This is a genomic window from Streptomyces sp. NPDC058678, assembly GCF_042714835.1.
GTDB lineage: Bacteria > Actinomycetota > Actinomycetes > Streptomycetales > Streptomycetaceae > Streptomyces.
The window spans coordinates 147,002-166,651 of the sequence record NZ_JBHXSG010000006.1 but is presented as its reverse complement, the minus strand read 5'-3'; the positions used below and the strand labels follow the sequence as shown (position 1 = coordinate 166,651).

The window sequence follows — 19,650 nt, the reverse complement described above, 5'->3', positions numbered from 1 at the left end:
CGTGAGCACCGGGGGGACGCATCGGCTGCGATGCGTCCCCCCGGTGTGTCACTTACCGGCGTGTTCACCGGCGTTCATTACCGGCGGCGGCCCACCACGCGTGCGAAGCCCAGTGCGCGGCCCTCGTCGGCGTGCAGCAGCTCCACCGACTCACGGGCCATGCCCGCCATGAACTCGCTCGGGCTCTCCTCGGCGCACACCTCGCTCCACAGCAGCCAGTCCTTCCAGCCGTCCTCCAGCCAGTCGGCGGTCTCGACCTCCACGGTCCCGCTCCGGGTCCAGTGGCGGCGCCACCAGGCGGGCGTGTGGAAGGCCCAGAAGCCGGGGTCCCAGAATGGCTTCAGGTGCTCCGGCGGCTCGGTGCCCTCCGGCTCCTCCCGCAGCGCGGGCACGACGACACCGATCCGCCCGCCCGGCTTCAACAGCCGGGTCAGCGTGGGCAGATAGAGGTCGTCGGTGCCGAAGTACTGGTAGGCGTCGATGCTCACGATGGCGTCGAAGCCGCCCTCGGCGAACGGCAGGTCGTGCGCCTCGGCGTGCACGGGCAGCACACGGTCGGCGAAACCGGCCTCGGCGATCCGCTGAGCGTTCTCGTCGGGCTTGACCCACAGGTCGGCCGCGGTGACCTGGGCGTCGTACTCCCTGGCCAGGAAGACCGAGGTCATGGCCCGGCCGCAGCCCAGGTCGAGGACGCGGGCGCCGGGGCGCAGGGTGTCCAGGCCGAGGGCGGGCGCGAGCCACTCCAGCAGCCACAGCGCGTGCGGGCCCATCTGGTTCTCGATGGTCCAGCGGACGTCGTAGCTGTTGCTGCGCGGGTAGCGGGCGTGGGTCAGCCGCTTGGTGAGGTCCTCAACCGAGGTCCTCGGGGTGTTGTCGGGCATCGGTGAACGGGCTCCTTGAGTCCGGGGAAGCGGAAAGGGATACGGAGGAGCTCGGTCGGACGCTCAAACAACGCACCTGCTCAGGCCGGCGGCGAGGAGCCGCGAGGACGAGGGACCTGCGGAAGCTAGCAGGCGGCCGTCCGGCCCCGCATCCGGATTTCCCAGCGGGACGCGCTACGCTCGCCCGCCATGAGTGGACGCGGTGATTCCGAGATGCACGACGTCGGAGATCCGGCCGAGGACGCCCGGCGGGCCCGCTGGACGGCGGCGGCGACCGGGGCGGTGCTGGCGCTCGCGGGCCTCGCCGCCTCGACGCTCCGCCTGACCGGCTCCGCACCCACGCTGGTCCCGGCCGCCTACGCCTTCGGCGCGGTGGTGTGCGCGCTGGCGTCGGTCCTCGGGTCCCGGGGACGCACCCGGCGGGCCCTTTGGCTGCTGGTCGCCGGTGTGATGGTGATGGCGCTGGGCGACCAGTTCGACTGAGGTGACAGAGTGCCCGTTACTGTCCTGTGATCTGGCTCCCACTCTTGTGAATAAGCCCACCAATAAGGCAAACGATCACTTTCGCCTGCAAGAGTGGTCCTCGCATTGCTCATGCGTTCTTTGCGGGCCGTTCACATCATGAAATCAAATGACGTCTTATGAACGACTGTTCCCGGTCAAAGATCCACAAAATAACCCCCCGGGAGCACGTTCGTGGCAGCCCTCGCACGCTGGTGTGTTCAACGACGCCTCGTCGTCGTTCTCCTGTGGCTTCTCGCCCTTGGCGGAGTGAGTACAGCCGCCGCCGTCGCGGGCTCCGCCTACTCGAACGACTACGAGGTCCCCGGCACCGAGTCGGGCCGCGCCACCCAGCTGCTGCGCGAGGGCTTCCCGGACCTCGGCGGTGACAGCGACACCGTCGTCTGGCACACCACGTCCGGCACCGTCCGCGCCGCCGACATCGAACAGGTCATGACCCGCACCCTGGACCGGATCGAGTCCCTGCCCGGCGTCGCCGCCGTGTCCGGCCCCTACGGCGAGCAGGGCGCCGCCCGGATCAGCGCGGACGGACACACGGCGTACGCCACGGTCACCTTCGACGACCCGGCCGAGACCATCGACCCGGGCGAGGCACAGGCCGTCGTCAGCGCCGCCAGGGACGTCGCGACCGACGGGCTCCGGGTGGAGTTGGGCGGCAGCGCGATCGGGCTCACCGAGTCGTCCGGCGGACACCTCGCCGAGGTGGTCGGCGTGGTCGTCGCCGCGGTCGTCCTGTTCCTCGCCTTCGGCTCGCTCGCCGCCTCGCTGCTGCCCATCGCCACCGCGCTGGTCAGCGTGGGCACGGCGTACGCCGGGATCGTGCTGCTCGGGCACGTGATGACCGTCGCCGACTTCGCGCCCATGCTCGGGATGCTGATCGGGCTCGGGGTCGGCATCGACTACGCGCTGTTCATCGTCACCAGACACCGGCGCGGCCTGAAACGCGGGCTGTCCGTGACGGAGGCGGTCACCAACGCCGTCGCCACCACCGGACGTGCGGTCGTCTTCGCGGGTGCCACCGTTTGCATCGCCCTGCTGGGGATGCTGATCCTGCGGCTCGGGTTCCTCAACGGCGTCGCGATCGCCGCCTCGCTGACCGTCGTCCTCACCGTCGCCGCCTCCGTGACCCTGCTGCCCGCCCTGCTGTCCCTCATCGGGATGCGCGCCCTCAGCCGGCGCGAGCGGCGCCACCTCGCGGAACACGGGCCCCAGCCGGAGCTGCCGACCGGGCTCGCCGCCCGCTGGTCGGCGTTCGTGGAGCGCCACCCCAAACTGCTCGGCGCGCTCGCCCTGGCCGTGATCACGGTCCTCGCCCTGCCCACCTTCGGGCTCCACCTGGGCACCTCCGACCAGGGCAACAACCCGCAGGCGTCGACCACACGCCAGGCCTACGACCTCCTCGCGGACGGCTTCGGTCCCGGCGTGAACGGCCCCCTCACCCTCGTCACGCCCGTCCGGGGCGCCGAGGACAAGCTCGCCCTCGACAACCTCGACGCGACGATCCGCACCACCGAGGGCGTCGCGTCGGTGACCCCGGTGACGTACGACACCGGCGGCGACACGGCGTACTTCACGATCGTCCCCGAGTCGTCGCCGCAGTCCCACCGGACCAGCGACCTCGTCGACCGGCTGCGCACCGACGTCCTGCCGCGTGCCGAGGGCGGCACCGGCCTCGACGTGCAGGTCGGCGGGGTGACGGCCGGCTACGACGACTTCGCCGACGTCATCGTCGGCAAGCTGCCCGTGTTCGTCGGCGTCGTCATCGGCCTCGGCTGTCTGCTGCTCCTGCTCGCCTTCCGGTCCGTCGGCATCCCGCTCAAGGCCGCCGCGATGAACGTCGCCGCCGTCGCCGCCGCCTTCGGCGTCGTCGTCGCGATCTTCCAGTGGGGCTGGGGGAGCGAACTGCTCGGGCTCGGCCGCGCGGGGCCGATCGAGCCCTTCCTCCCCGTGATCATGGTGTCCGTCCTCTTCGGGCTCTCCATGGACTACCAGGTCTTCCTGGTCAGCCGGATGTACGAGGAGTGGCTGGAGACCGGCGACAACCGGCGGGCCGTCCGCGTCGGCCTCGCCGAGACCAGCCGGGTGATCAACTCCGCCGCGGTCATCATGATCTCCGTTTTCCTCGCCTTCGTCCTCAGCGGCGACCGCGTGATCGCCATGTTCGGCATCGCGCTCGCCGCCGCCGTCGCCCTCGACGCCTTCGTGGTCCGTACGCTGCTGGTGCCGGCCCTGATGCATCTGCTCGGCGGCGCCAACTGGTGGCTGCCGCGCTGGCTGGACCGCCGTATGCCCCGCATCAGCATCGAGCCGCCCGAGTGCCGCGCCGCCCATGAAAGGCTGGCCGCCGCGACGGACGCCGAGGTGGCGGACGTGCTGGCGAAGGGGCGGGACGACGAGGATGTACGCGATATCGCTGGGTGACGACGGAGCCGAGCTGCGTCCCTTGGAGCCGTGGCACGCCGAGGAGTTCCTGGCGCACCTGGACCGGGGGCGCGAGTTCATCGGGCAGTTCATCGCCTTCGGCTCCAAGGCGACGGACGTGGACTCCGCGCGCGAGACTCTCCAGCGGTACGCCGACATGCGCGCCGCCGACACCGGATCCCTGCACGGCCTGTGGCTGAACGGACAGCTCGTGGGCGGCGTGCTCTTCCTGAACTTCCACGCCGACACCGGCAACTGCGAGGTCGGCTGCTGGCTGGAGCCCGCCGGCACCGGGCGCGGCCTGGTCACCCGGGCCATGCGGGTGCTCCTCGACTTCGCGATCGAGCAGCGCGGTATCCACCGGGTCGAGTGGATCGCCGCCTCCGGGAACACGCCCAGCCTGAACGTGGCCCGGCGCCTGGGGATGACCCTGGAGGGAGTCCGGCGCGAGACGCACCCCTATCGTGGGGTGCGGCACGACCTCGAGGTGTGGTCCATTCTCGCGCCCGAGTGGCGGGACGCACGCACGCGTACCGCACACAGCCAACGTTAAGAAACCTCTCAGACAGGATCCGTACGGTGCCGGACATGGGAACCAAGACAGCTGACGAGACCGGTGCCAAGACGGGTGCCGAGGCCACGACCGACGAGGGGAAGACGGGCGCCACCGACCTCACCAAGACCGACGAGGTGACGAAGACCGAGGCCGCCGCCGAGGTCGACGCCGACACCGACGCCGACGACCTGGACGAGGCGCTCGAGCCGGTCGTGGCGGAGGGTCCGACGGGCGTGGGACAGGGTGCCGGTGCCGTCGTCTCCGCCGCGCTCGGCGTCGTCTCGCTCACCGGCGGATGGATCTCCACCGTCGCCGCCGCCCGCGAGACCCTCATCGGCCAGCTGGGGACCTCGTCCACCGCGAGCGTCGCCATGCAGGTCAAGGAGGTCTACGGCGACGCCTGGAAGACCACCGCGCTGTGGGGCGGCCTGTTCGCCCTTGCCGCGCTGATCGTCGGTGCCGTGGTCCTCGCCCGCCCCGCCTTCGGGACGCCCGGCAAGCCGCAGGCCGTGTGGATCAAGTCGGTCGCCTGGGGCGGTGTCGCGCTCGGCGTCATCGGCCTTCTCCTGGCCGTCCTGAAGTACACCGACGTCCTGCTCGGACTGCCGTCGGCGAGCTGACACACCACGTGACCCGAGGGGTCTTAGGAATGCCGTGAACGTCTTACGGCCCTCCTAAGGCCCCTCACGCACGTCTAAGGCCCCGCCCGCCGCCGAAGATGCGGAACTCTCCCGATGTGGCGGACCCCCCTGGGAGACGAAGGTTGAGACATCGCAGCAAGCGAAGCCGAAACCGACCTCTCACCAGGAACACAAGGGGACACACCATGTATGAGTACGAGCTCGCCCAGCTCCGCTCCGCCGAACTGATCCGCCGGGCCGCGACCGAGCGCCTGGCCCGCGAGGCCGTCCGCGGCCGGCGCGCCGCCCGCCGTGAGGCAGTCGAGAACGCCGCCGAGGGCGAGGTGCATACCGGCCGCCCCCGTAGGCACCGGTTCCCGCGGACCGCATGACCGCCGGGGCGGGGGAGGGTCTCAAGGGCCTCCCCGCGAAAACCGGTGCCGCACTGTCGGACCCGCGTGCCATGCTCGGGCGCGTGGAGACCAGGTCCGTCAGTCCGGTGTTCGTCGGTCGCATCGATGAGCTGGACACGCTGAACGACGCGCTCGCCCGCGCTGCCGCGGGCGAGCCGCAGGCGTTACTGCTCGGGGGCGAGGCCGGCGTCGGCAAGACGCGCCTCGTCGAGGAGTTCGCCACCGCCGCCTGCCGAGGCGGTGCCGTCGTCGCCCTCGGCGGCTGTGTCGAGATCGGCGCCGACGGACTCCCGTTCGCCCCCTTCTCCACCGCTCTGCGCGCCCTGCGCCGTGAACTGCCCGACGAGGTGGCCGCCGCGGCCGCCGGCCAGGAGGAGGAACTCGCCCGGCTGCTGCCCGAACTCGGCGAGCTCGCCCCCGGGCGGCACGACGAGGAGGGCATGGCCCGCCTCTTCGAACTCACCGCCCGCCTCCTGGAGCGCGTCGCCACCGACCGCACGGTCGTCGTCGCCCTGGAGGACCTGCACTGGGCCGACGCCTCCACCCGCCACCTCCTCGCCTACCTCTTCCGCACCCTGCGCACCGGCCGCCTCGTCGTCCTCGCCACCTACCGGGCCGACGACATCCACCGCCGCCACCCGCTGCGCCCCCTGCTCGCCGAACTCGACCGGCTGCGCACCGTCCACCGCATCGAACTCGGCCGCTTCAACCGTGCCGAGGTCGGCCGCCAGACCGCCGGCATCCTCGCCCACGAACCCGAGCCGGCCCAGGTCGACGACATCTTCGAACGCTCCGACGGCAACGCCTTCTTCGTCGAGGAACTCGCCGTCGCCGCCCACGAGGGCTGCCGCACCGGCCTCACCGACTCCCTGCGCGACCTGCTCCTGGTGCGCGTCGAGAGCCTGCCCGACAGCGCCCAGCGGGTCGCCCGGATCGTCGCCGAGGGCGGCTCCACCGTCGAGTACCGGCTGATCGCCGCCGTCGCCCGGCTCGCCGAGGACGACCTCATCGAGGCGCTCAGGGCCGCCGTCAACGCCAACATCCTGCTCGCCGCACCCGACGGCGACGGCTACCGCTTCCGCCACTCCCTGGTCCGCGAGGCCGTCGCCGACGACCTGCTGCCCGGCGAACGCTCCCGCCTCAACCGTCGCTACGCGGAGGCCCTGGAGGCCGACCCCACGCTGGTCCCCGTCGGCGAACGCGTGATGCGCCTGGCCAGCTACTGGTACCACGCCCACGACCCCGCCAAAGCCCTGCCGGCCGTCCTGGACGCCTCCGTCACCGCCCGCCGCCGGCACGCCTACTCCGAACAACTGCGGCTCCTGGAACGCGCGATGGAGCTGTGGGACTCCACCCCCGAAGAGGTCCGCGCACAGCTGCACCCAGCCGACTACACCGAGGTCCATCCTCCCCCACTGCCCGAAAGGCGTGGGGGAACCCCCAGCGGCTGCGACCCGGCCACCACCCCGCTGCACTACCTCGACCTGATGGCCGAGGCCGCGGTCGCCGGACGGCTGTGCTCGGAACGCGAACGCGCCCTGAAGATCACCAAGCGGGCGCTGCGGCTGCTCGAGGACGAGGCCGATCCTCTGCGCGCCGCCTGGTTCTGGACCCAGCGCTCGCGTCTGATCCAGGCGCTGTCCCGCGGCGACGGCTGGTCCGAACTGGCCACCGCCCAGGAACTCGTACGCGGTCTGCCGCCTTCGGAGGTGCACGCCGAGGTCCTCGCCAACGTGGCCAACTGGTCCATGGTGCACGCACCGGGACCCGACGCCTTCACGGCCGCCGAACGTGCCGTGGAGTACGCGCGCATGGTCGGCGTCCGCGAGACCGAGATGAACGCCCGCCTCACGCTCGGCGGGCTCATGGTCGAGGCCGGTGACGTCGAGGCGGGGCTCGCCGAGATGTTCGAGGTAAAGCAGCGGACGGTCGAGTACGGCATCTCCACCATCGGGGGCCGCGCCTACGTGAACCTGCCCGACGCCCTCGAATCCGTCGGCCGGTCCAAGGAGGCCGTGCCGATCCTGGAGGAAGGCCTCGCCTACTCCCAGAAGTTCGGCCTGCTGGACTCCGAGGCCTATATCTGGGGCAACTTCGCGGAAACCCTGTACTCCCTGGGCCGCTGGGACCGCGCCGCCGAAGCGGGCACCAAGGCCGAACGCGTCGGCCAGAGCGCGAAGCCCCGTGGCTTCCACGCCACGCTCCGTGCCGAACTCGCCCTGGCCCGAGGAGACCTGGCCACCGCCGCCGGCCATCTGACCGCCGCCCGCGGCCACTTCGGCAACCACGACCGCGCACCCCAGCACGAGCTGCCCCTGGTCCGCATCGCGATCGGCATCGCCGCGGGCGAGGGCCGCCTCCTGGACGCCCGCGCCGAACTCGGACGCGCCATGGACGCCGGCTTCCCGCCCGCCACCCAGCGCTACGTCTGGCGGATGCTGCTCAGCGCGGCCGCCGCGGAGGCCGACGCCCGCGACCTGCCCGCCGCCGACCCCGGCCGCACCGAGATCCTCGAACGCATCCGCGCCACGGCCAAGCTCCTCCCCACTCACGTCCCCGTCTGGCAGGCCTACGAGTGCTGGGTCCGCGCCGAACTGCTCCGAGCCGAGGGCGGCACCTGCGCGGACACCTGGACGCAGGTGGTCACCGCCTTCGAGGCCCTGGAACGCCCCTACGACCTCGCCCGCGTCCGCCACCGCCTGGCCGAGGCCCTGCTGCTCTCGGGAGCGGACGGCGACAACCGCGATCGCGCCACGGAACTCCTCCGCCTCGCCCACGCCGTCGCCTCCCACCTCGGCGCCCGCCCCCTCGCCGACTCCGTCACCCTCCTCGCCCAACGCGCCCGCCTCCCCCTGAACCGGCCCTCCGGGCAGACGCCCGCCCCCGCCGACCCGGCCGACATCCTGGGCCTCACCGGCCGGGAACGCGACGTCCTGCGCCTGGTCTCCGCAGGCCGGACCAACCGCCAGATAGCCGAGGCACTCTTCATCTCCCCGAAGACGGCCAGCGTCCACGTCTCGAACATCCTGGCCAAGCTCGGTGTCTCGGGCCGCGGCGAGGCGGCGGCGGTGGCGCACCGTCTGGGGCTGTTCCCGTCCGAAACGCTCACCATGCGGACGGCGCCCTGAGGCCTACGCTGAAGAGGACACCGGCTGAGGGAGACTTTGTGTTCAACCCCTTCGAGGAACTGTTCGCCCCCGGTCGCAAGCACACCCGCGACGAGCAGAAGCGGCTGGAGCTCACCCGGGAGGACGTCGGCGACGGCGACCCCGGACGCGGGCCGATAGACCTCACGTCGGGGAAGGTCGTCGTACGGCCGCCGCAGCCGGAGGAGGAAGACGCCTCCCCGGACGACACAGGCCCTAGCTGACCTGTATCTCCAGGATCCGGTCGTCGCCCGCCTTCGGGTCTCCCCGGCCGTCCGTGTTGCTGGTGACGAGCCACAGCTTGTCGCCGCCCGCCGCGACCACCGTGCGCAGACGGCCGTACTCGCCCTCCAGGAAAGCCTGCGGTTCGGCCGAGGCCGCCGTGCCCTTCAGGGGAACGCGCCACAGGCGCTGACCCTTGAGGCCGGCCATCCAGACGGAGCCCTCCGCGTAGGCGACACCACTGGGGGAGGCGTCGTCCGTGCCCCACTGGGCCACCGGGTTGTGGTACTCGGAGCCGCCCGACCTGCCCTCCGCCTCCGGCCAGCCGTAGTTGTCGCCCGGCTTGATCGCGTTCAGCTCGTCCCAGGTGTCCTGACCGAACTCCGAGGCGAACAGTCGCTGTTTGTCGTCCCAGGCGAGGCCCTGCACGTTGCGATGGCCGTATGAGTACACCGGCGAGTTCGGGAACGGGTTCCCCGGGGCCGGCTCGCCCTCCGGAGTCATGCGCAGGATCTTGCCGCCGAGGGACTTGGTGTCCTGGGACAGACCGGTGTCACCGCTCTCGCCCGTGCCCGCGTACAGCATCTTGTCCGGGCCGAAGGCGATCCGGCCGCCGTTGTGGATCACGCCCTTGGGGATGCCCCTGAAGATCGTGTCGGGTGCGCCCAGCTGCTCACCGGCCGGCTTCCGCTCGTCGTACAGCATGCGGACGATGCGGTTGTCGGAGGCCGAGGTGAAGTACGCGTAGACCATGTGGTCCGAGGCGAAGTCCGGGGAGAGGGCGATGCCCAGCAGGCCGCCCTCGCCCGCCGGCGACACCCCGGGCACCTCGCCCAGCTCGGTCTTCTTGCCCGTCTCCTCGTCGACCCGGGTGAGGGTGCCCTCGTCGCGGGAGGAGACCAGCAGGTCGCCGTCCGGGATGGGGGCCAGGCCCCAGGGGGTGCTCAGGCCCTGGGTGACGGTGCGGACGACCTTCACCGAGCCTTTGGCGGGGGGAGTGGGGTCGGCGGCCCGTTCCGTGGGTGACGACCCCGAGGTCGTACTGCTCGGTGGGACGCTGTCACTTCCGTTGGACGATTCACCTCCGCCGTCGGAGGAGCAGCCGGCCGTCAGCACGAGCGCGGTCGCGGCCAATACGGCCGACACAGCTCGACGTTGCACGATCATGGTCCCTTCGACGGGGCGGTCTCGCGGCAGGTTCTCCTTGTCATACACCGCTCGCGCCTCACAGGTTCCCGATCACCGCAACCCGATCCCCGAAACCTCACGCGGTGACCCCCGGATCCCTACTCCCAGGATCCCTGCGCCCCCGGCAGCTCCGCCACCTCGGCCAGGTCCTGGGCCGTCAGGCGCAGGCTCGCCGCCCCCGCGTTCTGCGTCACCCAGCGCTCCTGTTTGGCGCCCGGCACCGGGACCACGTGCCGTCCCTGCGTCAGCACCCAGGCCAGGGCCACCTGAGCGGGCGTGACGTCCTCGCCGTGGCGACGGGCCACCCGGCGCAGGCCGGCCACGATCGGCTGGTTCGCGGCCATCATCTCGGCGGTGAAGCGGGGGTGGCGGGCACGCACGTCGTCCGGCTCGAAGCCCTCGCCGGGGGTGAGCGTGCCGGTCAGGAAGCCGTTGCCGAGCGGCATCGCCGCCAGGAAGCCGATGCCGCGCGCCTCGCACCACGGCAGCAGCGACTCCTTCGCCTCCGGCGACCACACCGACAGTTCGGCCTGCACCGCGCTCACCGGGAAGACCTGCTGGACCCGCTGCAACTGCCGGATCGTCCCGTCGTGCAGCCGGGCCCCGGACCTGCGGCCGCCCCGCGCGCCCATCGCACACAGCCCCAACGACCTTACTTTTCCGGCCTGGACGAGTTCCGCCATCGCACCCCAGGTCTCCTCGACCGGCACTTCGGGATCCGCCCGGTGGAGCTGGTAGAGGTCGATGACGTCCGTCTGCAGGCGGCGCAGGGAGGCGTCGCAGGCGCGCTTCACATAGCCGGGGCGGCCGTTGGCCACGATGTGCTGCTCGCCCACCAGCAGACCGACCTTGGTCGACACGAAGGCGTCCTGGCGCCGCTCCTTCAGCGCCCGCCCCAGCAGCAGCTCGTTGGTGAACGGGCCGTACATGTCGGCCGTGTCCAGGAGGGTCGAGCCCAGATCCAGCGCCCGCTGCACGGCCCTGAGCGACTCGTCGCCGCGCTGCCGCGAACCGTTGTACGCCCAGCTCATCGGCATGCACCCGAGTCCGACGGCCCCCACCGTGAGCGCCGCCGCGCCGATCGTCCTGCGCTCCACCTGGCCGTGACCCTCCCTCTCCTGGCCCCCCAACCTAACCTCTGCGTCCGGTAGCGCCTGACATAGCCTCCTGACCATGACTGCAGACGTGTGGCTCCCCATTCCGCCGGAAGACATCGAAGGGCTCCCCGAAGGCCCGAACTACCGCTTCTGGGACGGTGGTGAGGACTTTCCCGCGGATCCGGCCGACTGCGCGTACTACGTCGTCCCCTACATGAAGCCCATCGCGGTCGGACTGCGGCCGGTGCCCCGCATGAGCTCGGTGCAGGTCGTGCAGACGCTGTCGGCCGGCACCGACGCGATCGAGCCGGGCCTCAAGTACCTGCCTGCCGGCGTGCGGTTGTGCAACGCGCGCGGGGTGCACGAAGCCAGCACCGCCGAGCTGGCGCTCACCCTGATCCTCGCCTCCCTGCGCGGTGTCCCCGACTTCGTACGGGCCCAGGACAAGGGGGAGTGGCGCGGCGGGTTCCGGCCCGCGCTCGCCGACCGGAACGTCCTCATCGTGGGATACGGCTCGATCGGATCAGCGATCGAGGACCGGCTCGTTCCCTTCGAGGTCGCGCGGGTGGCGCGCGTCGCGCGCTCCGAGCGCACCACAGCGCGCGGTCCGGTGCATCCGCTCACCGAACTTCCCGCCCTGCTCCCCGAGGCGGACGTGATCGTCCTCGCCACGCCCCTCACCGGGACCACCCGCCACCTGGTGAACAGCGACTTCCTGGCCCGCATGAAGGACGGCGCGCTGCTGGTCAACGTGGCCAGGGGCCCGGTCGTCGACACCAAGGCGCTGCTCGCCGAGCTGGAGAGCGGCCGTATCACCGCCGCCCTCGACGTCACCGACCCCGAACCGCTGCCCCCGGGGCACCCCCTGTGGCAGGCGCCCGGCGTGCTCGTCAGCCCGCACGTCGGCGGACCCACCTCCGCGTTCCTGCCCCGCGCCAAGCGACTGCTGGTGGACCAGTTGAGCCGATTCGTGAACCGGGAGCCCCTGCGCAACGTGATCCTTACGACGGGCCCAACCGGCGCGTGACGCCTGTGAGATGAGCGCCGCGCGCACGCCCCGCACGACCGGCGCAACAAGCGTGTCATCCGTTTCCGGTACCCTCCGCAACCTCACGGACGCGCTCCGTGCTCGCGTCGCCGCTGGCCGTCACGGAGCGTAGAGGAACTATGTCCCTGAGTGACGAGACTGGTGTATCGTCCCGACAGGGGCTGCGCCGCGCACCGTTCGGCGCCGGGGATGGACGTTTGAGACTGTGAGGGGGGCGACGGGCGATGCACGGCCTATGGACGAGCGATCCGACGCGGCGGGGCCGTCGGCGGCGACCCTGGCACACGGCCGCGCGCCGACGCGGCCATCACGGGAGCCACGGCGGTCATCACGGTCAGCACGACGGTCAGCAGAGCCATCACCCTCACAACCGTCACCACCGCAGGCACAACAGCCGCAGGAGGCATGCGCACCCAGCGCACCGGGATCCCCGGGACCCTGGAGCGGCTCGGACCGGGAGGGTCCGGTGAGTTCGCCCCCGCCATCCACGACCGCCCTTGACGGGGCGCGGCGGGTACAGCCCGCGCCGGGGGCGAGGCCGACCCGCCCACCGGCCCTCAACTGCGCGTCGGGCACGGTCCGCCAACTCGTTCTGGCCCTGGTGTGCGCGGGATACGCCGCCGGTTCCGCGCTCGGCTGGGGATCACGGCAAGTAGCCTTGATCATGGGTGACTTCGGGCTGAGCGCCGCGGCGGGCGCCGCCGCGGTGTCCTGCTTCCTCTACGCCCGTAGGCGCCGTATCTGCTTCCGGCCCGCCTGGCTGCTCTTCGCCCTCTCCTCGGCGATGGCGGCCGTCGGCAACCTCATCTGGGGGTGGTACGAAGTCGTCCTGCGGCGGCCCGTGCCCAACCCCAGCTCCGCGGATCTCTTCTTCCTGTGCTTCGCGCCGCCCGCGATCGTGGGACTGCTGGTGCTCGCCAAGCGGCCGGTGACCAAGGCGGGCTGGGTCTGCCTCGGTCTGGACGCATGGCTGATCGGCGGCTCGCTGCTCACCCTGTCCTGGAGCCTGGCCCTCGCACAGGCGGCGAAGTCCGAGGGGTCGAGCGTGGCGCACGCCGCGCTGTCGCTCGCGTATCCGCTGCTCGACATCGCTCTGGTCAGCATGGTGCTCGCGCTGCACTTCCGGCGCTCGGCGGTCAACCGTACGGCGGTCAACACCGCGATCGGGGCGCTCGCCCTGACCGTGATGTGCGACGCGCTGTTCACCTCACCGCTGCTGCACCACACCTACCGCTCCGGGCAACTGCTCGACGCGGGATGGTTCGCCGGCTCGCTGCTGCTCGCCTACGCCCCCTGGGCCGCCCCGCGGCGCGGCCGACCTGACCCCCTGAGGCAGCGCCTCGACCGGCGCCGGACGGAGGGGCACACGCGCGTGGTGCACGAACACCTGCCAGGACAGCGCACCGGCCCGCACCAGCGCCCGCCCGTGCCGGGAGACGATCACAGCCGGTATCCGGCGGCCCGGCCGATCGCCGGCTCGCTGGCCGCCCTCACGCCCTATCTCGCCGCCGCCGTCTGCACGCTCGGGATCCTCTACAACGTCCTGAGCGGCCGGAGCGTCGACCGCGTGGTGCTCCTCACCGGTGGCACCGTCGTGCTCGCCCTCGTGGTGCGCCAGGGCATCATGCTGCTCGACAACATCACCCTCACCCAGGAGCTGGCGCAGAAGGAGAACCACTTCCGCTCCCTGGTGCAGGGCTCCAGCGACGTCATCATGATCGCCGCTCCGAACGGCATCCTCCGGTACGTCTCCCCGGCCGCCGCCGGCGTCTACGGCCGACCCGCGGAGGAACTCGTGGGTACGGAACTGGCCGGCCTCATCCACCCGGAGGACCTGGGCTGCGTGGTGCACGAGGTGCGCCGCTTCCTCGCCGCCAGCCCGCAGGAGGAACCCACCACGCGCATCGAGTGCCGCTTCCGCTCCGGCGACGGCGGCTGGCTCAACGTCGAGTCCACCGTCAACCGGCACCACGGCGGCCTCATCTTCAACAGCAGGGACGTGACCGAAAGGGTGCGCCTGCAGGCGCAACTGCAGCACAACGCCGAGCACGACCCGCTGACCGACCTGCCCAACCGCGCCCTGTTCACCCGACGCGTCCAGCAGGCCCTGTCCGGCCGTCGCTCCTCCGACCGCGGCGCGGCCCTGCGCGGCACGGCGGTCCTCTTCATCGACCTCGACGGCTTCAAGGCCGTCAACGACACCATCGGGCACCAGGCCGGGGACGAACTGCTCGTCCAGGCCGCCCGCAGGCTCCAGGACGCGGTCCGGCACGGGGACACCGCCTCCCGGCTGGGCGGCGACGAGTTCGCGGCCCTGATCGTCGGGGACGGCGCCCGTGACCGCCCCGCCCGGGAGCGTCACATCATGGACCTCGCCGACCGCCTCAGGATCACGCTCTCCCAGCCCTACCTCATCGACGGCAACGATGTCCGGGTCAACGCCTCCATCGGCGTCGCCTTCGCCGAGCCGGGCCTCGGCGCGGGCGAGATCCTGCGCAACGCGGACCTGGCCATGTACCGCGCCAAGGCGGGCGGCAAGGGCCGCGTGGAGCTGTACGCCCCCCAGATGCAGCAGGACGTCGTACGCAAGGCGGAGCTGGCCACGCGTCTGCGTGCCGCGCTGAACGACGGTGAGTTCACCCTGCTGCACCAGCCGGTGGTGTGCCTGGAGGACGGCCGGATCACGTCGGTCGCCGCCCAGGCGCGCTGGCGCTCCTCGCAGGGCGTGCTGTTCACGCCCGCCGAGTTCCTGCGGGTGGCCGAGGACAGCGAGAAGACGGCCGAGCTGGGCCGGTGGATCCTCGGGGAGGCCGTCGAGCAGGCCGCCGAGCGCGCCGCGAACGGGCTGTCCGTGCCGGTGACGGTCCGGATGGGTGCGCGCCGGCTGCTGGACCGCTCGATGCCGCTCGGCTCGATCGAGGCCCTGCTGACCCGGCACGGGCTGCCGTCCGGATCGCTGGTGATCGAGCTGTCCGACACCGACCCCCGGGCCCCGCTGGACGAGCTGGAGCGCCGTCTGAGCGCCCTGCGCAGGCTCGGCGTCCGGATCGCCCTCGACGGCTTCGGGAGCGGATACGCGGCCATCACAGCCCTTCGCAGGCTCCCCGTCGACGTACTGAAGCTCGACCGCGATCTGGTCGAGGGAGTCGTCGAGTCCGCCCGGCTGCACAAGATCACCAGTGGGCTGCTGCGCATCGCCGGCGATCTCGGGCTGCAGTCCGTGGCCGACGGCGTGGACCTGCCGGAGCAGGTCGTGGCGCTGCGCGCGATGGGGTGCACGCACGGACAGGGCATGGCGTTCTCCGGCCCGCTGGACGAGTACCGGCTGCGCAGAGCGCTCGGATCCGGCCACTACCCGGTGCCGCACGGACCGGCGGAGCCCGCGTTCGCGGGCGGCGTGAGAGAGCCGCAGGGGCGCGTCGGTGCCGAGGGTCCTGCCGCACGGAGGCCCGAAGGGCTGAGCCCGGTCGCGGCCTCGACACCGACTGCGGCGCCCCGGAGGTGAACGAACGAGGGAAAGGAGCGCGGGGGTGTACACCAGTGGTGTGGTCGCGGTCTCGGTGACGGACCGGCCCTGCGCTCACATAATGAGACTCCCGTCCCACCCACTTGACAGTGAGTGTGCGCCGGGGAGAGGGTCTGTGCCATGCGCACCCGAATTCTCGTACTTGGAAAGCGCGTCGGCTGACGCTGGTGACCTCCGGACGGACCCGGAACTCCCAGCGACCGCACCCGGCGCGCTCCCCTCGCTTGCCTCACGGCACGAGGGGTTTTTTGTTGCACAGACACCTGCCGTACAAAAGCCGTACACCGCACGAACTTCGCAAAAACCCTCAGCATCGAGAAGAGAATGCCGATGACCGAGCAGGCCACCGGGGCCCATCATCCGCAGCCGCGGCCCCGTTCCGGAGGACACCAGTCCGCGCCCGAGCACGTCACGGGAGCGCAGTCCCTCATCCGCTCTCTCGAGGAGGTCGGCGCCGAGACGGTATTCGGGATTCCCGGCGGTGCGATCCTCCCGGCGTACGACCCGCTGATGGACTCCACCCGGGTGCGCCACGTTCTGGTCCGGCACGAGCAGGGCGCGGGCCACGCGGCCGAGGGCTACGCCCTGGCCACCGGCAAGGTCGGGGTCTGCATGGCGACGTCGGGCCCCGGTGCGACCAACCTCGTCACACCGATCGCCAACGCCCACATGGACTCCGTGCCGATGGTCGCGATCACCGGCCAGGTCGCCTCCGCGTCGATCGGTACGGACGCCTTCCAGGAGGCGGACATCGTCGGCATCACCATGCCGATCACCAAGCACAACTTCCTGGTCACCAAGGCCGAGGACATCCCGCGGGTGATCGCTCAGGCGTTCCACATCGCCTCCACCGGCCGCCCGGGCCCGGTCCTGGTCGACATCGCCAAGGACGCCCTCCAGGCGCGGACGACCTTCTCCTGGCCGCCGGTCATGGACCTGCCCGGCTACCGCCCGGTGACCAAGCCGCACGCCAAGCAGATCCGTGAGGCCGCCAAGCTGATCACCGCCGCCAAGCGGCCCGTGCTGTACGTCGGCGGCGGCGTCCTGAAGGCCAACGCCACCGCCGAACTGAAGGTCCTCGCAGAACTCACCGGAGCGCCCGTCACCACCACCCTGATGGCGCTCGGTGCATTCCCCGACAGCCACCCGCTGCACGTGGGAATGCCGGGCATGCACGGTGCGGTCACCGCCGTCACCGCGCTGCAGAAGGCCGACCTGATCGTCGCCCTCGGAGCCCGCTTCGACGACCGCGTCACCGGCAAGCTGGACAGCTTCGCCCCGCACGCCAAGATCGTCCACGCCGACATCGACCCGGCCGAGATCGGCAAGAACCGCGCGGCCGACGTGCCGATCGTCGGTGACGCCCGCGAGGTCATCGCCGATCTGGTCCAGGCCGTGCAGAAGGAGCACAGCGAGGGTCACCGGGGCGACTACGCCGCCTGGTGGACGGACCTCAACCGCTGGCGCGAGAACTATCCTCTGGGCTACGACCAGCCTGAGGACGGATCCCTTTCGCCGCAGCAGGTCATCGAGCGCATCGGGCAGCTCGCTCCCGAGGGCACGATCTTCGCCGCGGGCGTGGGCCAGCACCAGATGTGGGCCGCGCACTACGTGCAGTACGAGAAACCGGCGACCTGGCTGAACTCCGGCGGCGCGGGCACGATGGGTTACGCGGTCCCGGCCGCGATGGGCGCCAAGGCCGGAGCCCCGGACCACACGGTCTGGGCGATCGACGGCGACGGCTGCTTCCAGATGACCAATCAGGAGCTCACCACCTGCGCCCTGAACAACATCCCGATCAAGGTCGCCATCATCAACAACGGCGCCCTCGGGATGGTGCGCCAGTGGCAGACCCTCTTCTACAACCAGCGCTACTCCAACACCGTGCTGCACTCCGGCCCCACTGCATCGATCAGCGGCTCCGCCGCGGGCTCCGGCAAGCAGCCGAGCGCCGGCACCCGCGTCCCCGACTTCGTGAAGCTGTCGGAGGCCATGGGCTGCTACGCGATCCGCTGCGAGTCCCCGGAGGACCTCGACAAGGTCATCGAAGAGGCCAACTCCATCAACGACCGCCCGGTCGTCGTGGACTTCATCGTCCACGAGGACGCCATGGTGTGGCCGATGGTCGCCGCCGGCACCTCCAACGACGAGATCATGGCCGCTCGGGACGTCCGCCCCGACTTCGGCGACAACGAAGACGACTGAGCGAGGAAGACCCAAGAGACATGTCCAAGCACACGCTCTCCGTCCTGGTGGAGAACACGCCCGGCATCCTCGCCCGGATCGCCGCCCTGTTCTCCCGCCGCGGCTTCAACATCGACTCGCTCGCGGTCGGCGTCACCGAGCACCCCGAGATCTCCCGGATCACCATCGTGGTGAACGTGATCGAGGAACTGCCCCTCGAACAGGTCACCAAGCAGCTCAACAAGCTCGTCAACGTGCTGAAGATCGTCGAGCTGGAGGCGGGATCCGCCGTTCAGCGGGAACTCGTTCTGGTGAAGGTGCGCGCCGACAACGAGACGCGCTCCCAGATCGTCGAGATCGTCCAGCTCTTCCGCGCCAAGACCGTCGACGTCTCCCCGGAGGCCGTCACCATCGAGGCCACCGGCAGCAGCGACAAGCTGTCGGCGATGCTGAAGATGCTGGAGCCGTTCGGCATCAAGGAGCTCGTCCAGTCCGGCACGATCGCGATCGGCCGTGGTTCGCGTTCGATCACCGACCGGTCGCTGCGCGCCCTGGACCGGTCTGCCTGAGAGAAGGAGCGGGCGGTCGGAGACCACCGACCGCCCGTATACCGAGACCCCGAAACTCCACTTCCGCTCGCCGTCATACGGTGGGACGCAACACCTGCACACAAGGAGAGAACCCAAAGTGGCCGAGCTGTTCTACGACGCCGACGCCGACCTGTCCATCATCCAGGGCCGCAAGGTCGCGGTCATCGGTTACGGCAGCCAGGGCCACGCCCATGCGCTGTCGCTCCGTGACTCGGGTGTCGACGTGCGTGTCGGTCTGCACGAGGGCTCCAAGTCCAAGGCGAAGGCCGAGGAGCAGGGCCTGCGCGTGGTGACCCCGGCCGAGGCCGCCACCGAGGCCGACGTCATCATGATCCTGGTTCCGGACCCGATCCAGGCCCAGGTCTACGAGGAGTCCATCAAGGACAACCTCAAGGACGGCGACGCCCTCTTCTTCGGCCACGGCCTGAACATCCGCTTCGACTTCATCAAGCCCCCGGCGGGCGTCGACGTCTGCATGGTCGCCCCCAAGGGCCCCGGCCACCTGGTGCGCCGCCAGTACGAGGAGGGCCGCGGCGTTCCGTGCATCGCCGCCGTCGAGCAGGACGCTACCGGCAGCGCCTTCGAGCTGGCCCTCTCGTACGCCAAGGGCATCGGCGGCACCCGCGCCGGCGTCATCAAGACGACCTTCACCGAGGAGACCGAGACCGACCTGTTCGGTGAGCAGGTCGTTCTGTGCGGTGGTACGGCCGCGCTGGTCAAGGCCGGTTTCGAGACGCTGACCGAGGCCGGCTACCAGCCGGAGATCGCGTACTTCGAGTGCCTGCACGAGCTGAAGCTGATCGTCGACCTCATGTACGAGGGCGGCCTCGACAAGATGCGCTGGTCCATCTCCGAGACCGCCGAGTGGGGCGACTACGTCACCGGCCCGCGCATCATCACGGACGCCACCAAGGCCGAGATGAAGAAGGTCCTCGCCGAGATCCAGGACGGCACCTTCGCGCGTGAGTGGATGGCCGAGTACCACGGCGGTCTGAAGAAGTACAACGAGTACAAGACCCAGGACGAGAACCACCTCCTGGAGACCACCGGCAAGGAGCTGCGCAAGCTCATGTCGTGGGTGAACGACGAGGCGTGAGCCGCGGGGGCGGGGCCGCGGCGATGTCGTTGCGGCCCCGTCGCCGAACCACGGGTAACCGCTTGTCCACGGTGTCCAGCCACGGACGAGTGATCCTTCCGTGGAGGCGTAAGACGACTTCCGTTGCGGCACTAGACTGC

15 protein-coding genes are annotated in these 19,650 nt (G+C 70.9%); 12 read left to right on the top strand and 3 right to left on the bottom strand.

Annotated features, from left to right (window positions below):
- Nucleotides 1-77: 77 nt before the first annotated feature.
- On the bottom strand, nt 78-881 hold the full coding sequence (locus ACFWWR_RS08860; protein WP_383860958.1) for an SAM-dependent methyltransferase: 804 nt from the start codon (nt 879-881) through the stop codon (nt 78-80).
- Between the two features lie 189 nt (nt 882-1,070).
- On the opposite strand from ACFWWR_RS08860, the gene ACFWWR_RS08855 reads away from it, so the two are divergent.
- From ACFWWR_RS08855 to ACFWWR_RS08825, 7 genes are all read left to right on the top strand, one after another.
- A complete protein-coding gene (locus tag ACFWWR_RS08855) occupies nt 1,071-1,364 on the top strand; it encodes a hypothetical protein (RefSeq protein ID WP_383860961.1) in 294 nt (97 codons plus the stop codon).
- 213 nt (nt 1,365-1,577) lie between these two features.
- Complete coding sequence (locus ACFWWR_RS08850) at nt 1,578-3,824, top strand: MMPL family transporter (RefSeq protein WP_384302603.1); 2,247 nt, start codon at nt 1,578-1,580, stop codon at nt 3,822-3,824.
- Nucleotides 3,802-4,377: a GNAT family N-acetyltransferase gene (locus tag ACFWWR_RS08845; protein WP_383860967.1), complete on the top strand. Its 576-nt coding sequence runs from the start codon at nt 3,802-3,804 to the stop codon at nt 4,375-4,377. The genes ACFWWR_RS08850 and ACFWWR_RS08845 overlap by 23 nt, the downstream gene beginning before the upstream one ends.
- A 35-nt stretch (nt 4,378-4,412) precedes the next feature.
- On the top strand, nt 4,413-5,000 hold the full coding sequence (locus ACFWWR_RS08840; protein ID WP_384302601.1) for a hypothetical protein: 588 nt from the start codon (nt 4,413-4,415) through the stop codon (nt 4,998-5,000).
- Between the two features lie 206 nt (nt 5,001-5,206).
- Nucleotides 5,207-5,392, top strand: a complete 186-nt coding sequence (locus ACFWWR_RS08835) for a hypothetical protein (RefSeq protein WP_383860973.1) — start codon at nt 5,207-5,209, stop codon at nt 5,390-5,392.
- Between the two features lie 71 nt (nt 5,393-5,463).
- Nucleotides 5,464-8,541: an AAA family ATPase gene (locus tag ACFWWR_RS08830; RefSeq protein WP_384302625.1), complete on the top strand. Its 3,078-nt coding sequence runs from the start codon at nt 5,464-5,466 to the stop codon at nt 8,539-8,541.
- A 38-nt stretch (nt 8,542-8,579) separates the two neighbouring features.
- Nucleotides 8,580-8,783 (top strand): DUF6191 domain-containing protein, encoded by a 204-nt coding sequence (locus tag ACFWWR_RS08825; protein WP_383860976.1) that lies wholly within the window; start codon nt 8,580-8,582, stop codon nt 8,781-8,783.
- Here ACFWWR_RS08825 and ACFWWR_RS08820 read toward each other — a convergent pair.
- Together ACFWWR_RS08820 and ACFWWR_RS08815 are read right to left on the bottom strand one after the other, a co-directional pair.
- Nucleotides 8,776-9,948 (bottom strand): PQQ-dependent sugar dehydrogenase, encoded by a 1,173-nt coding sequence (locus tag ACFWWR_RS08820; protein WP_384302599.1) that lies wholly within the window; start codon nt 9,946-9,948, stop codon nt 8,776-8,778. The two genes, ACFWWR_RS08825 and ACFWWR_RS08820, sit on opposite strands and share 8 nt — an antisense overlap.
- 119 nt (nt 9,949-10,067) lie before the next feature.
- Complete coding sequence (locus ACFWWR_RS08815; protein WP_383860982.1) at nt 10,068-11,066, bottom strand: aldo/keto reductase; 999 nt, start codon at nt 11,064-11,066, stop codon at nt 10,068-10,070.
- Between the two features lie 76 nt (nt 11,067-11,142).
- Between ACFWWR_RS08815 and ACFWWR_RS08810 the strand changes: the two genes are divergently transcribed.
- The 5 genes from ACFWWR_RS08810 (at nt 11,143) to ilvC (ending at nt 19,510) form a co-directional block, all read left to right on the top strand.
- Nucleotides 11,143-12,093 (top strand): 2-hydroxyacid dehydrogenase, encoded by a 951-nt coding sequence (locus ACFWWR_RS08810; protein WP_383860985.1) that lies wholly within the window; start codon nt 11,143-11,145, stop codon nt 12,091-12,093.
- A gap of 487 nt (nt 12,094-12,580) precedes the next feature.
- Nucleotides 12,581-15,619, top strand: a complete 3,039-nt coding sequence (locus tag ACFWWR_RS08805; protein WP_383860988.1) for a putative bifunctional diguanylate cyclase/phosphodiesterase — start codon at nt 12,581-12,583, stop codon at nt 15,617-15,619.
- A 345-nt stretch (nt 15,620-15,964) separates the two neighbouring features.
- Nucleotides 15,965-17,845 carry an acetolactate synthase large subunit gene (locus ACFWWR_RS08800; protein WP_383860991.1) on the top strand — a complete coding sequence of 627 codons (1,881 nt, stop codon included), beginning with the start codon at nt 15,965-15,967 and terminating at the stop codon, nt 17,843-17,845.
- Nucleotides 17,846-17,865: 20 nt separating this feature from the next.
- The gene (gene ilvN, locus ACFWWR_RS08795; RefSeq protein WP_031047109.1) at nt 17,866-18,393 is read left to right on the top strand and encodes an acetolactate synthase small subunit; all 528 of its coding nucleotides are present in this window, start codon (nt 17,866-17,868) and stop codon (nt 18,391-18,393) included.
- 118 nt (nt 18,394-18,511) lie between these two features.
- The gene (gene ilvC, locus ACFWWR_RS08790; RefSeq protein ID WP_383860994.1) at nt 18,512-19,510 is read left to right on the top strand and encodes a ketol-acid reductoisomerase; all 999 of its coding nucleotides are present in this window, start codon (nt 18,512-18,514) and stop codon (nt 19,508-19,510) included.
- Nucleotides 19,511-19,650 lie beyond the last annotated feature (140 nt).

Excerpts from the sequence above, each read along its gene's own strand:
- ACFWWR_RS08800 (WP_383860991.1), top strand. The coding sequence starts at position 15,965 with ATGCCGATGACCGAGCAGGCCACCGGGGCCCATCATCCGCAGCCGCGG.
- ACFWWR_RS08840 (WP_384302601.1), top strand. The coding sequence starts at position 4,413 with ATGGGAACCAAGACAGCTGACGAGACCGGTGCCAAGACGGGTGCCGAG.
- ilvN (WP_031047109.1), top strand. The coding sequence starts at position 17,866 with ATGTCCAAGCACACGCTCTCCGTCCTGGTGGAGAACACGCCCGGCATC.
- ACFWWR_RS08855 (WP_383860961.1), top strand. The coding sequence starts at position 1,071 with ATGAGTGGACGCGGTGATTCCGAGATGCACGACGTCGGAGATCCGGCC.
- ACFWWR_RS08835 (WP_383860973.1), top strand. The coding sequence starts at position 5,207 with ATGTATGAGTACGAGCTCGCCCAGCTCCGCTCCGCCGAACTGATCCGC.
- ACFWWR_RS08845 (WP_383860967.1), top strand. The coding sequence starts at position 3,802 with ATGTACGCGATATCGCTGGGTGACGACGGAGCCGAGCTGCGTCCCTTG.
- ACFWWR_RS08860 (WP_383860958.1), bottom strand. The coding sequence starts at position 881 with ATGCCCGACAACACCCCGAGGACCTCGGTTGAGGACCTCACCAAGCGG.
- ACFWWR_RS08810 (WP_383860985.1), top strand. The coding sequence starts at position 11,143 with ATGACTGCAGACGTGTGGCTCCCCATTCCGCCGGAAGACATCGAAGGG.
- ACFWWR_RS08820 (WP_384302599.1), bottom strand. The coding sequence starts at position 9,948 with ATGATCGTGCAACGTCGAGCTGTGTCGGCCGTATTGGCCGCGACCGCG.
- ACFWWR_RS08830 (WP_384302625.1), top strand. The coding sequence starts at position 5,464 with ATGCTCGGGCGCGTGGAGACCAGGTCCGTCAGTCCGGTGTTCGTCGGT.